Below are 12,657 nucleotides of genomic sequence, written 5' to 3'. Positions count from 1 at the left end.
TTTTATTATTCCTAGGACGAATTATTGGTAGTTCACTGAATGGCCGAATGGGTAAATAACGTCACCGTTGTCATTTTTTACATCTACTGGAAGAGTTCCTGTTGGTGCGTTCAGAGGCAGTCCCGTTTGAGGGTTTAAAAACAAGGTGCGAATACCAGAGCTAATGTTTGCTTCAAGTGAATTGCGGTCATTGTTGGTCACGTCGAACCCTGTGATACCGTAAGTAGCGATGTTCGCTTGTACACCGTCTACATGGGCAATGTCGTAAGGATTACGCGTTGAAATCATCACCAGTTTTTTGCCTTCAGCGTTCGCGATATCTACGATTTTCTGAGCATTTGCCGCGTGGCCCATTAGGTTGTATGTCGACATGATAATCAGATCGGACTTTACAATGGTGCTACGAAGCTCATTTTCATTTAAGTTATCTTCCATTAATGCCGCTTTCTGCTCGCTAATGAACATTGGGTGATTACCTGTCTCTTGTTTCACAACGTTCAGGTACTTGGTTACAAGTGCATTGCGGCTATCTTCATCAGAAATAACTAGGATATTGCTGGCTTCACTTGGATCGACAGGCAATACATTATTTTGGTTTTCAATAAGCGTGATTGATGCATCAGCGACCTTTTTCTCTTCAAGTTTGTTCGCTTCAGAGCCTACTGAGTCGATGGCAAACTGTTTGTCTGTGGTTTGGTAAATCAGACCCATTTGAAGCTTTTTCTTTATAACGCGAGTTGCGGCTTCTTTCATACGCTCAAGGAACTCTGGATTGGTTTCCATTTTGTCTTCTAGGTAGACAAATAGGCTTTCCAACTGTTTGATTTCATCTCGGTTGGTAATTTGAAGCGGCATCAAAGCAATATCAGCACCGGCGTAAAGTGAAGCGTGAACTGCGTAGTTGCGATCAAAGTTGTCAGCGATGGCCCCCATATCGAGCGCATCGGTCACAATTAGCCCATCAAAGCCAATTTTGTCACGTAAAACCCCAGTCAAAATAGGTTTGGAGAACGTTGCAGGGATTAGCATTTCTTTGTCACTTAAGGTCGCTTGGATCATAGTGTCATCCACGCTTGGTAGCGTCACGTGCGCTGACATTATGGAATCGGTACCGTGCTCAATCGCGTACTTAAATGGAGCGAGGTCGATCGCTTCCCACTCTTCTCGTGAGTAGCTGACTTCTGGTAAATCGTAGTGTGAATCGACGCTCACGTTGCCATGCCCAGGAAAGTGCTTCAGTGCACTGATCACGCCAGCTTCATGAATACCATCCATGTAGGCGGTAGACATTTCATTGATCACATCAACATTGCTGCTGTACGAGCGCACACCAATGATCGGGTTGTTCTGGTTCACATTGACATCAACCACAGGGCCGAAGTTGTAGTTAATGCCTAAAGCGGACAGCTCTGAGCCGTGAATCTTGCCAGCAACGTAAGCATTGTTCGCGTCACCAGAGGCAGCTAGCGCCATGTTTCCTGGCATCTCTGTGCCATTCTGCAATCGAGTGACGTAACCGCCTTCTTGGTCAGTCGCGATGAGAAGAGGTAGGTTACTGCTCGCCTCTTGCAAGGCATCAGTGAACTCGACGATTTGATTCGAATTCACTAGATTTTGGCGAAATAGAATTACACCGCCGATATGGTAGTCGGTGATCATCGAGCTTATGTCATGGTTAATTCGAGTTACAGGGATCTCTTCATCGGTGTATGGTTCTTTGCCCCACGAGCGAAAATCCATCATCAATGTTTGACCGATTAACTCTCTGTTATTCATCGTACTTACGACGCTTTCAGCGTATTTTTCTGGTTGTTGCTGGTACTGCTCTAGGTCTTGATTACTGAATTTATTCATGCCACTCGAACAACCCACAACAGACAATACTACTGTACTCAAAATGATCTTATTCAATTTCATCACTGCTTTTACCTAAGTTAAATCAACGTTTTTGGAACCAAACATGTACGTAGCAAAGAAACCCACGACATACGAAATAAGAAGACCAATAACAAACACCGCCATCCCTGCAAAAATACCGCTGTTAGAAGTCATTAATGGCACAGCGACGATACCCGATGGGCCAAACACTGTATTTAAACCGACTGGCATCCCTAAGTAAGAGACCAATCCAATAAAGAACCCGCCTGCTGCACCGCCAATACAAGCGGTAACAAACGGTTTTACTCGTGGAAGTGTGACGCCGTAAATCAGCGGCTCACCTATACCCAACAAACCAGGCACAATAGCCCCTTTGACTTGAGTGCGAAGAAGAGAGTCTTTTTGGGCTTTGAAGTACAACGCCATTGACGCGCCGACCTGACCGCCACCCGCCATCGCCAAGATTGGGAACAGAGAGTTAAAGCCTTGCGCTTCCATAAGTGCAAAATAGACAGGAACAAACCCTTGGTGAATACCAAACACGACAGAGATAAGAAATAGGCCAGCCAGTAAAGCGGCACCAAATGGGTTGTCGTTTAAGTTAAGGAATAACCAAGACATGCCTTTGAACAACTCGCCACCAATCGGCATGATCAACAAGTAGGTGACCGCGCCCATAATGAGAAGCGTGACGACAGACGTTAGGATCATATCGAGTTCATCGGGCATGTATTTTCGAACCAGTTTCTCTACGTAAGCACCGGTGATTGCCGCGAGTAATACCCCAATGATGTTGCCACGCGGGTCGATAGAGAATCCGAAAAACTCATTCATCCCTGAGTAGACGCCGGACGTGGCGGTTGGGTCATATCCCAAGACGAACAGTGAAGCCAGAATCGCCCCGTTAACGCCAGAGCCGCCAAAGGCTTGCTGGGCGTTATAGCCAATCAGAATGCTCAAAAAGGCAAAAAGGCCGGTACCAAATACTTTCATGTAGGCAACAAGGTCTAACAGCGACTTGCTTGGTTCTTGATCGATAATGTAGGTCTGCTCAAGTAAGGTTGCAAAACCAAGCAACAGACCCGCCGCGATAAAGCCAGGGATTAAGGGGGTAAAGATGGTAGCGAACTTACTAAGAAATCGCTGTACTCCACTGGTTTGCTTGCTCTTCATTTGCTTTTTTTGTTCAGCCGCAACCGTAGACAAATCTTCCTCTGCATTAGTTTGTTTTACGGTCGCTTCAGGCTGCTCAAGCATCAAGCTGTTCATCAGCTCAGAAGCTTGTTGCGCTTTACCTGGCCCAAGAATGATCTGAAGTTGTTCGTCACTCTCTACCACACCCAGAACGCCTGGGGTTTTCTTGATGGTATCCAGAGACGCTTGATTGATGTCTACGAGGGCTAAACGTAAGCGGGTCATGCAGTTCCCACATTTACGAATGTTGCCACTGCCGCCAACGGCCAACAGTAAAGCTTCAATCATGGTAGGCGTTATTTTTGCCATTTGAATTACCTTTTATAACTGAATTTAATTATTCGTCGGCGAGTGCAGTTCGGATGAAACCACCGCTTTTATTGAGTCGTGCACAGGCTTCTTCGGCGCTGATGCCAGCCAAAATCATGAGAATTGCGGTTTTGCAGTTGTTATTACAAGCGTTAAGCGCATATTCAGCGTGTTTGCTGTCAACTCCGGTTGCTTCAATAACAATGTTGATTTGACGTTGGACGAGTTTGGCGTTGGTCGCCTCTACATCAACCATCAAATTTCCAAACACTTTCCCACTGCGGATCATGGCGCCGCTGGTCAACTTATTGAGAACCAATTTCTGAGCGGTACCGGCCTTCATTCTTGATGACCCAGTCACCACTTCAGGGCCGACAACTGGAGTAATCGCAATGTCTTCGGAATTTGCCATTGGAGATCCGGGGTTACATGAAATTGACACAGTGGTCGCTCCGATGAATCGAGCATAGGTGAGGCCACCCAACACATATGGAGTTCGACCGCTCGCGGCTATTCCGACGACTACGTCTGACTCTGTTAGCGCCAACGATTTTAAATCTGCTTGTGCGAGCGCAGGATCATCTTCCGCGTTCTCTACAGCTTTTAAGATGGCTTGGTGCCCGCCAGCAATAACGCCAATGACTTGTTCAGGGCTCGTGCCATAAGTCGGTGGGCATTCGCTTGCATCTAAAATGCCTAAGCGCCCAGAAGTGCCAGCGCCGATGTAGATTAATCGGCCACCTTTTGCAAAAGCACTTGTGATCGCGTCAACGGCTTTTGCAATGTGAGGAAGGACTTCTTCTACGGCTAACGCAACACGTTGGTCTTCTTTGTTGATGACGGCTAGCATGTCAATTGTTGATAGCTTATCAATGTCTGCGCTTGCAGGATTGCGGCTCTCTGTAACCAAACGGTTCAAATCGATCTTCATTACTTGTTCTCTTACCCAATACAAACTGAGGGCGATACTAAAGAATAAAATATTCCGTTTGAGTGATAAAAATCACAGTTAGAGTTATTCTGAAGTGGTGATTTAGGTGGAATAATTGTGATAAATTTATACTAAATCCCAGGCATTCCGACTTAATTGGCGGTTTGAACTGAATATTAATTATTCTTCATTAGGAATATTTTATTCTAAAATAATCGAGGTGAAATGTGTCAGTCGTGAATAAAATTGTCAGCCGTCGTACTCAGCTCTCTGCCAATGCGAGAAAAATTGCGGATTGGATAACATCAAATGTGGAACAGGCAGCCTCATTGACAAGCCAAGAACTGGCGCAAGCGACCAACGTGAGTCAATCAAGTATCGTGAAATTTACGCAGCGAATTGGTTTTAAAGGCTACAGTGAATTCAAGTTAGCGCTGACGGAGGATATAGGTCGAAAGCACGCCATTCAAACCACCCCACTGCACAGTAATATTCTGGCCGATGACCCATTCAGCGTTATTTCTCAAAAGCTTGTGCAAGAAAAAACCGATGCGATGATCCAGACAACCAATGCGCTGTCACTTGATACCTGCACGGAAGCTATTCGACTGTTAGATGGTGCCAATAGAGTGCAAGTCGTGGGTATTGGAGGCTCAGCACTCACGGCAAAAGAGTTTAGCTTTAAATTGCTGAAATTAGGCATTACCGCTTTAGCAGAACAAGACAGTCACGTTCAGATAGCGATAGCCCGTACGCTTACCCCGCAAGATGTCCAAGTTGTTATTTCGTTTTCAGGGGAAAGAAAAGATGTGTTAATCGCCGCAGAAACAGCAAAGGAGCAAGGTGTTAAGGTCATCGCTCTTACCTCCGCTCGTAAAAGTAAACTTCGAAGCATCGCGGATTTATCCTTTGATACGATTGCTGATGAAAGCCAATACCGAAGTTCATCGATAGCATCCCGAACAGCTCAAAACATTATTACTGATTTGCTGTTCATTGCATTAGTGAAGCAAAGAGATGAATCAGCAAGACAGCTTATTGATGACATCAACTCAGATATTCGTCAGGTTTCGCATAGATAACTGGTTACTTTACTTTCTTCTAGTTTGGATTTTTTGAGATAGGAACACTAAAGCGAAACAACACTCTTTATCTCTTCCAAAACCTCGGCGTTAGCGATAGCCCCGAGGTTTTCTACATTTTTGCCATTGATCACCTGTTTCACAGCCAACTCCACCAGTTTGCCAGAGCGTGTTTTTGGCACGTCGCTGATCGCAAATATCTGGCTTGGCACGTGTCTTGGCGAACAAGAGGATTTGAGTTTGCTTTTGATGGCTGTCAGTAACTTTTCATCTAAACTCACACCTTGCTGCAGCTGAACAAACAGCCATACCTGTTCATTGCGGTCGATGTTTTTACCGACTGCTATCGAATCGATGATGCCGTCAATGGTGTTCACTTGCTGGTAGATCTCGGCAGTCCCAATTCTTACCCCACCGGGGTTGAGGGTGGTGTCGCCTCGACCGTAGAACAGGTAGCCACCATGCACGCTCTGTGCGACTTCATCACCGTGATGCCACACATTATCGAACCTATCCCAATAGGTGCTGTGATAGCGCTCTCCGGTGTCATTCCAAAAGCCAGCGGGGAAGTTGGGTAGGGAGTTTGTACACACCAGTTCGCCACGTTCATGATTAACCTTGTGGCCAGACGAATTGAACACTTTGATGTCGACGCCGAGCCCGGCCTGTTGGCACTCACCGCGATACACTGGCGAGATGGGATTACCTAAAACAAAGCAGCCACAAATATCTGTCCCTCCAGAAATTGAGGCTAAATGCAGGTCTTGCTTGATGTGTTTGTAGACGTAATCGAACTGTTCTGGATAAAGCACAGAACCGGTCGAGCACAGTGTTCTTAAGTGAGGAAGAGAGTGACTGTCGATCGGCGAGAGTTCTGCCTTCTCAATCGCTTCTAGATACTTGGCTGAGGTGCCAAATGTCGATACGTCTGCACGCTGTGCCAAGTCCCACAGTACATTGGGTTGCGGATAAACCGGGCTACCATCAAAGATCACCAAACAAGCACCGCTCGCGAGCGCAGATACGTGCCAGTTCCACATCATCCAACCACAAGTGGTGTAGTAGAACACGCGATCTCTCGGTTTAATATCGCAATGAAGCTGGTGCTCTTTTAGGTGGTTGATGGTAGTGCCACCGACAGAATGCACTATACATTTGGGTTTGCCTGTGGTGCCGGAAGAGTAGAGTACAAACAACGGTTCATTGAAGCCGACACGAGTAAATCGAAGAGGTTTTGTCTGATAGTGATTAATGATGCTGTGCCAGCTTAGAATCGACACATCATGTTCAACTTTTTTCTTCTCTAAATCGCTCTTCTCTAAGTCATTACTCGGTTTCAAATAACCGATCTCACACACCTGTTTTAATTCGTTTAAGTGTTCGATGATTTCACGGTTCTTGCCCGCCATATCGAACGTTTTGCCATTGAAGGTGTAACCGTCACAGGTGAACAGCACCTTAGGTTTCACCTGTCCGAATCGCTCAATCACACTCTCTACTCCAAAATCAGGCGAGGTCGATGTCCAAATCGCGCCTAAGCTGGTGGCGGCTAGCATGGCTATCACGGTTTGTGGCAGATAGGGAGTATACGCAGCAACTATATCACCTTGTTTCACTCCGCTATCGACAAGCCATTGCTGAACACTAGAGACAGCTTCACACAGGGTTTCCCATGTATAACTCTGTTGTTCGCCACGTTCATTCTCAAACCAAATCGCAAGCTCATCAGGCATGGTGTGTGCCAAACGCAGCAAGTTCTCGGCGTAGTTAACTTGAGCATTCGGAAACCAGACCGCATCACGGTTCGATTTAGGCTGCTGCCAGCGGCTCCCACCTTGAGCTTTGATGGTCTCGCTTTCTGCCTTGTTAATAGAGTCTTGTGAGCCGACTACTCCACAAAACTGCCACACGTTTTGCCAAAACGATTCCGGCTGAACTACAGACCATTGGTGGAGTTCGGCATAGTTTTTTACGTCCCTATCTAGGTTTAACCAAGACTGTTCAAGGCTATCGATGAATCGGGTTAAGTTGGCATTGGCGATACGCTGCTCGCTTGGCTGCCAAATGGGCTTATTGCTTTCGTGCATTCCTTTACCTTTAACAAAAAGTTAACGTTTTCAGTCTGGTATTTAGGTTTTACAAAGTCAAAAGTTCAGCAAAATAAGCGCTTGGTGGAATTGTGTAAATAAAATGTTACACGAGCGCTTGTTTCGAAAAATCGCGCAAATTGGCGCTTATAAGGAGTGGAGATAGGCTTAAAGTGAGACATTCGAAAGGAGGAGTGTAATGACTCAATATCATTCTAAGCCCGTGAGCCAAGAGGGATGGGTTGAGTGGAGCCTCGAAGAAGACGCTATTTGGCACGACTTAGTGAAAAGGCAACTGGACGTGATTAATGACCGCGCATGCGATGCTTATTTGCACGGTTTGACCTTGCTGGATCTACCATTAGACAGAGTTCCCCAGCTGCCAGAGATAAATAAAGTGCTAATGGAAACAACCGGTTGGCAAGTTCAGCCTGTGCCTGCATTGATCGATTTCGACCGATTCTTTGATTTGCTCGCCAATAAGAAATTCCCAGTTGCGACATTTCTGAGAACGCGAGACGAGTTCGATTACTTACAAGAACCTGATTTCTTTCATGAAATTTTCGGCCATTGTGCCATGCTCACTAATGCCGATTTCGCGGCTTTCACTGAGCATTATGGAAAACTAGGCCAAGCCGCCACATCTAAACAGCGCGCTTATCTTGCCCGTTTGTATTGGTTTACGGTTGAGTTCGGTTTAGTAAAAGAAGGCCAACAACTGAAAATCTATGGCGGTGGCATTCTTTCGTCTCCAGCGGAAACTATGTATGCGTTGGGAGGGGATTTGGCCGTTCGCGAGCGGTTCGATCTGCAAACGGTTTTAAGAACGCCTTATCGTATCGACATCATGCAGCCGAAATATTACGTGATCGACGAGCTATCTGAGCTCTTTAAAATCAGTCAGGAAAACCTATTACAGCAAGCTGATCTCGCCATCGATGCGGGGTTACTACCACCACTTTTTGAACCCAAGGAACCAACACATGTTGAATGAACAAAAATGCGAAGCCTGCAGTATCGACGCGATTGCCCTAAGTGAAGATGAACAACAATCTTTACTGTTGGAGTTGTCAGACTGGCAGATCATCGAAAGAGACGGCATCCCGCAGCTTGAGAAGGTGTTCAAGTTTAAGAACTACAAGCAAGCATGGGCATTCAGCAACATAGTGTCAGAACTGGCAGAAGAAGAGTTCCACCATCCTTCGATCTTATTGGAGTGGGGCAAAGTCACCGTCACTTGGTGGAGCCACTCAATCAAAGGCTTGCATAAGAATGATTTCATCTGCGCCTCACGCTGCGATGTGTTCGCGGTGAGTGAATAGTTTTGTAGGTTAGAAGTTACTCTTGCAACCTCTGTGATGCGATTAACTCATTATTCGGCTCATTAGGTGAGTTGAATAATTGCCTTAAACAGCTCATAGTATGAGTTGAATAAGTGATACTTTCGCATCATGGGGTGTAATATGTGGATTTGGCAGCAAGATAATTGGCCAAACTTTGTTTGGGATAATCAGAAAATAGGCGTGAGGTTAAGAGAAGTACGGCTTAATCAGGGCATTCTATTGGGCAAGATTACCTCACAGTCGGCAGATCAATCCCAAACCATGCTCGACACCTTATTAGCGAACATAGTCCATTCCAGTGCGATTGAGGGAGAAAAGCTTAATGCTTTCTCGGTCCGGTCTTCTTTAGCCAATAAACTCGGTGTCAGTGAAGATCGACCTTTTCCAACGACAGAACAAACCGATGGCCTAGCTGAAATTATGTTGGATGCGGTGCAGAACCTAACAGAGCCACTAGCGCTTGATAGGATCTTACATTGGCACGATAGACTGTTTCCTCAAGGCTACACCATGTTTAACCCTGTAGTTGGAGGTCAGCTACGAGGTGACGCTCCGATGCAAGTGGTATCAGGAAGAATTGACCGCCCAACCGTGCACTTTGAAGCGCCTAGCCGAGACATTCTTGATGCTGAGCTAGATACATTTATCAAATGGTTTAATGATTCACTTACCGACGCCACACTCGATCCTCTATTGCGAGCCGCAATCACTCACCTTTGGTTTATCACCTTACACCCGTTAGATGATGGTAATGGTCGTATTACTCGATTGTTGACCGACTTGGCGTTAGCACAGGCCGAGCAGCAGTCGGTACGCTTCTATGCGATGTCGGTGGGAATTCTCGCTAACCGCAAGCATTACTACGAGATATTGGAGCGAACCCAGAAAGGGGGACTCGATATTAGCGAATGGTTGATGTGGTTCTTAGATACGTTAGACGAGACGTTTACAGGGGTTTTCGCTGAGGTCGACCAAACTGTATATAAGACCAACTATTGGCGAAGCATCGACCAAACGAAGCTTACAACAGAGCAAGTAAAAGTGCTGAATAGGATGCTCGATGGCGATTTTTCCAAAGGTATCAATGCCAGCCAATATCAGAAAGTAGCCAAGGTGAGTAGTGCCACCGCAACACGTCATTTGAGCGCATTGATTGGACATGGCTGCTTGGTCAAATCTGGTTCTGGCGGACGAAGCACCCGCTATCTATTGCCGAAGTAGATCTATACACCTATTCCTATACTTAAAAGCTGCCAATGTTCAGACTGAATGTTGGTGGTTTTTTGTTGATAATGTATTAAAGTCCAAGCTATAAACGCTTTACATTTCATTGTCTAAGTTATTATGATTATTGAATATTTAGTAATTTAAAATCTAAGGGGTTGAGGTGAAACTTTTGTCACTGCTAGACGTTCAGTTTAATCCACATAGAAGCTTTATAGCGCTTCCAATTGTTTGGATTGTTACATTAGCGATTATAATTACATCTTCTATTTGTGCATTTTTGATAGTGGTACATACTCCCTTACGTTGGGATTTATCCGCAGCGGGTTTTAATAATTTCGTTTCAGTCTTTCGTTTTCCTCTTGGAATTTTGGCTCTAATTATACCAATCATTGCATTGTTGGCTGCTAACCACAGATCTGAACAAACGAAAGAGCAGATAAGGGTAACAAATCAACAAAATACGTTCTCAAATCATTACAAGCATCTAGAGGAATTTAAAAAATATGTGGATATCTTGCAGCTAGATGATTTTGATGACGTACTGCTTCGTAAGCTACATAAAAAGATGTTTCCACGGTCACTTAACGGGGAGATGAGTCTAGATCTTAATGTGGCAGTCCAATTTACTCGCTCATGTAATAATATAATCGATACACTTAACAAAGATTCAAGCCTTATGGGGTGCACCCAAGCTTTGAATGAATGTAACTATATTTATAACGACTTACACTTAAGGAACTCATTTAAATTGCCAGAAGTTAGTAAAGCCGTTGCGTTAAAAATCATCGACAAACAGTTGTCTTTAATATATTCAGTGCTTATGTTTGCACACGATTGTCATGAGTCGGTTGAAGTTTCATATCGTAAAGCGCGAATTGAAGTGAATAAAGCACTACAGCTTAAACAAGCTAGTTGATGGAGTGTTCTAACTAAACGCACTTTCCCAAACTAGCTTGACCTGCATCAGTGACTTGCTTAGTTTCTTGTCTCATAAACCCTTTCGGTTACTCATAGTATTGGTTTTATGAGGCTGCTCTATGATATATTTCTCGGCCAAGTGTATTACAGACGAAGGCTAGCAATGTCTATCAACCTTTCACTCCTTCCACCCAGCGAGAAAAATAAAATCGAACTGGATAAGCAAGCATCGTTTCTTGTATGGAAACTGAAGCAAGCGAAATGTGGCCCTGAAGCCATTGTTGAAGAAGCAATGAAGCTAGGTGACCCAGAAGAAAAGGCTTGGTTTGATCAGTCTGTAGAAAAATACAAACGGGTAATGGGTGTCGCATAAACGCAGACAAACCTTGCCCAGCAGTGCTGTAGAATTGAAATGACACAGTAATTTGCTAGAATTTGCACCGTTAATTGAATCAGAGAGAAGATCCCGATGGGAAGAAGTTTTGAAGTGCGCAAGGCCTCAATGGCGAAAACTGCAGGCGCAAAAATTAAAGTTTATTCTAAATACGGTAAAGAGATTTACGTACTGGCTAAGAACGGCAGCTCTGACCCAGACATGAACCTACCTCTTAAGCACCTGATTGCTAAAGCGAAGAAAGACCAAGTACCAGCACACGTTATCGAAAAAGCGATCGATAAAGCGAACGGCGGCGGCGGTGAAGACTTCCAACCAGCTCGTTACGAAGGTTTTGGCCCAGGTGGCACAAGCGTAATCGTTGACTGTCTAACTGACAACGGCAACCGTACTTTCCAAGACGTTCGCCAATGTTTCGTTAAGACTGGTGCGAAAATCGGTGTTGAAGGTACTGTTTCTCACATGTTCGCTCACCAAGCTGTATTCCAGTTTAAAGGCGAAGACGACGAGATCATCCTAGAAACGCTAATGATGGAAGACGTAGACGTGACTGACGTTGAGCTAGAAGACGGTGTTATCACTGTATTCGCTCCAACGACTGAGTTCTTCAAAACGAAGACTGCACTAAACACTGCGTTCCCAGAGCTAACGCTAGACGTTGAGGAAATCACTTTCGTTCCTCAAACAACTACGCCAGTAGCTGAAGAAGATTCTGAGAAATTCCAGAAGTTCTTAGACATGCTTGACGACTGTGATGACGTTCAGCAGGTTTACCACAACGCTGAGCTGTAATATCAATCTATAATTGATAGCTTTGCTCTTGTGAGTAAATGTAGAATACAAAAAACCGAGCCTAGTGCTCGGTTTTTTTATGGCTGTAATTCAGTCGCTTACCCATGAACATAGCTTTTTTACCGTATCTTTTTGATCGCAGAACCTAGACTATAGCTCCTTAACATTAGCCCTTGATCATCGTTCCGTGATGTCAGGTTCGCAAAGCGTTCTTGGGCGACAAATCCATGCTGAGAATTTTCTGATCAAAGGAAGCACGGTGAGGTTGAGTGTGATGGCACACGGCCAAGCGATGAAAAAGCTTTGCATCCAGATTGGCGGCCACTCGGAGCTGAATCCCATTTTGTAGCCAGAAATTAACCCAGACATGATGGTTGCCATGGTGAGTGAGGATAAAATCGCGGTTACCCAAAATTGTTTTTTGCTCATATATGTTTCTCCCGTGATTTTCTGATGTTGATGAGATAAGGTTACATTTATCCATTAATGAGAAAAATAGGCA

General features: G+C 44.9%; 12 protein-coding genes. 7 read left to right on the top strand and 5 right to left on the bottom strand.

Annotated elements, in window-relative coordinates; genetic code table 11:
• Positions 1 to 21: 21 nt before the first annotated feature.
• Genes AB4512_RS01790 through murQ form a run of 3 tightly spaced genes read right to left on the bottom strand, consistent with a single transcriptional unit; the run spans position 22 to position 4,312 of the window.
• Positions 22 to 1,917, bottom strand: a complete 1,896-nt coding sequence (locus AB4512_RS01790) for a glycoside hydrolase family 3 protein (protein WP_372174233.1) — start codon at positions 1,915 to 1,917, stop codon at positions 22 to 24.
• Between the two features lie 12 nt (positions 1,918 to 1,929).
• Entirely contained in the window at positions 1,930 to 3,381 is a 1,452-nt protein-coding gene (murP, locus tag AB4512_RS01785) for a PTS N-acetylmuramic acid transporter subunit IIBC (protein ID WP_372159056.1), read from the bottom strand.
• A gap of 28 nt (positions 3,382 to 3,409) precedes the next feature.
• Complete coding sequence (gene murQ, locus AB4512_RS01780; RefSeq protein WP_136982536.1) at positions 3,410 to 4,312, bottom strand: N-acetylmuramic acid 6-phosphate etherase; 903 nt, start codon at positions 4,310 to 4,312, stop codon at positions 3,410 to 3,412.
• Between the two features lie 227 nt (positions 4,313 to 4,539).
• Between murQ and AB4512_RS01775 the strand changes: the two genes are divergently transcribed.
• The gene (locus tag AB4512_RS01775; RefSeq protein ID WP_017065115.1) at positions 4,540 to 5,394 is read left to right on the top strand and encodes an SIS domain-containing protein; all 855 of its coding nucleotides are present in this window, start codon (positions 4,540 to 4,542) and stop codon (positions 5,392 to 5,394) included.
• A gap of 47 nt (positions 5,395 to 5,441) precedes the next feature.
• Here AB4512_RS01775 and AB4512_RS01770 read toward each other — a convergent pair whose 3' ends face one another.
• Entirely contained in the window at positions 5,442 to 7,481 is a 2,040-nt protein-coding gene (locus tag AB4512_RS01770) for an acetoacetate--CoA ligase (RefSeq protein ID WP_372126679.1), read from the bottom strand.
• A 199-nt stretch (positions 7,482 to 7,680) separates the two neighbouring features.
• Between AB4512_RS01770 and phhA the strand changes: the two genes are divergently transcribed.
• The 6 genes from phhA to AB4512_RS01740 all read left to right on the top strand — a co-directional run bounded on the left by phhA (position 7,681) and on the right by AB4512_RS01740 (position 12,155).
• Positions 7,681 to 8,475: a phenylalanine 4-monooxygenase gene (gene phhA / locus AB4512_RS01765; RefSeq protein ID WP_017065113.1), complete on the top strand. Its 795-nt coding sequence runs from the start codon at positions 7,681 to 7,683 to the stop codon at positions 8,473 to 8,475.
• Positions 8,465 to 8,803, top strand: coding sequence for a 4a-hydroxytetrahydrobiopterin dehydratase (locus AB4512_RS01760; RefSeq protein WP_017065112.1), 339 nt, complete (start codon positions 8,465 to 8,467; stop codon positions 8,801 to 8,803). The genes phhA and AB4512_RS01760 overlap by 11 nt, the downstream gene beginning before the upstream one ends.
• 141 nt (positions 8,804 to 8,944) lie before the next feature.
• Positions 8,945 to 10,045 carry a Fic family protein gene (locus AB4512_RS01755; protein ID WP_372174230.1) on the top strand — a complete coding sequence of 367 codons (1,101 nt, stop codon included), beginning with the start codon at positions 8,945 to 8,947 and terminating at the stop codon, positions 10,043 to 10,045.
• Between the two features lie 166 nt (positions 10,046 to 10,211).
• Positions 10,212 to 10,967: a hypothetical protein gene (locus AB4512_RS01750; protein ID WP_102285515.1), complete on the top strand. Its 756-nt coding sequence runs from the start codon at positions 10,212 to 10,214 to the stop codon at positions 10,965 to 10,967.
• Positions 10,968 to 11,132: 165 nt separating this feature from the next.
• Positions 11,133 to 11,342, top strand: a complete 210-nt coding sequence (locus AB4512_RS01745) for a DUF3283 family protein (protein ID WP_004732615.1) — start codon at positions 11,133 to 11,135, stop codon at positions 11,340 to 11,342.
• Positions 11,343 to 11,438: 96 nt separating this feature from the next.
• Positions 11,439 to 12,155, top strand: coding sequence for a YebC/PmpR family DNA-binding transcriptional regulator (locus AB4512_RS01740; protein ID WP_010432326.1), 717 nt, complete (start codon positions 11,439 to 11,441; stop codon positions 12,153 to 12,155).
• A gap of 177 nt (positions 12,156 to 12,332) precedes the next feature.
• Here the strand turns inward: AB4512_RS01740 and AB4512_RS01735 are convergent, their stop codons facing one another.
• Positions 12,333 to 12,584 (bottom strand): DUF2798 domain-containing protein, encoded by a 252-nt coding sequence (locus AB4512_RS01735; RefSeq protein ID WP_108166870.1) that lies wholly within the window; start codon positions 12,582 to 12,584, stop codon positions 12,333 to 12,335.
• Between the last annotated feature and the right edge of the window lie 73 nt (positions 12,585 to 12,657).

Source organism: Vibrio sp. 10N.222.52.B7 (assembly GCF_041474275.1).
GTDB classification, from domain to species: Bacteria; Pseudomonadota; Gammaproteobacteria; order Enterobacterales; family Vibrionaceae; genus Vibrio; species Vibrio crassostreae_C.
The sequence above is the reverse complement of the archived record's forward strand: the minus strand, read 5'-3'. Positions and strand labels throughout refer to the sequence as shown.

Excerpts from the sequence above, each read along its gene's own strand:
- AB4512_RS01790 (WP_372174233.1), bottom strand. The coding sequence starts at position 1,917 with ATGAAATTGAATAAGATCATTTTGAGTACAGTAGTATTGTCTGTTGTG.
- murP (WP_372159056.1), bottom strand. The coding sequence starts at position 3,381 with ATGGCAAAAATAACGCCTACCATGATTGAAGCTTTACTGTTGGCCGTT.
- murQ (WP_136982536.1), bottom strand. The coding sequence starts at position 4,312 with ATGAAGATCGATTTGAACCGTTTGGTTACAGAGAGCCGCAATCCTGCA.
- AB4512_RS01770 (WP_372126679.1), bottom strand. The coding sequence starts at position 7,481 with ATGCACGAAAGCAATAAGCCCATTTGGCAGCCAAGCGAGCAGCGTATC.
- phhA (WP_017065113.1), top strand. The coding sequence starts at position 7,681 with ATGACTCAATATCATTCTAAGCCCGTGAGCCAAGAGGGATGGGTTGAG.
- AB4512_RS01760 (WP_017065112.1), top strand. The coding sequence starts at position 8,465 with ATGTTGAATGAACAAAAATGCGAAGCCTGCAGTATCGACGCGATTGCC.
- AB4512_RS01755 (WP_372174230.1), top strand. The coding sequence starts at position 8,945 with ATGTGGATTTGGCAGCAAGATAATTGGCCAAACTTTGTTTGGGATAAT.
- AB4512_RS01745 (WP_004732615.1), top strand. The coding sequence starts at position 11,133 with ATGTCTATCAACCTTTCACTCCTTCCACCCAGCGAGAAAAATAAAATC.
- AB4512_RS01740 (WP_010432326.1), top strand. The coding sequence starts at position 11,439 with ATGGGAAGAAGTTTTGAAGTGCGCAAGGCCTCAATGGCGAAAACTGCA.
- AB4512_RS01735 (WP_108166870.1), bottom strand. The coding sequence starts at position 12,584 with ATGAGCAAAAAACAATTTTGGGTAACCGCGATTTTATCCTCACTCACC.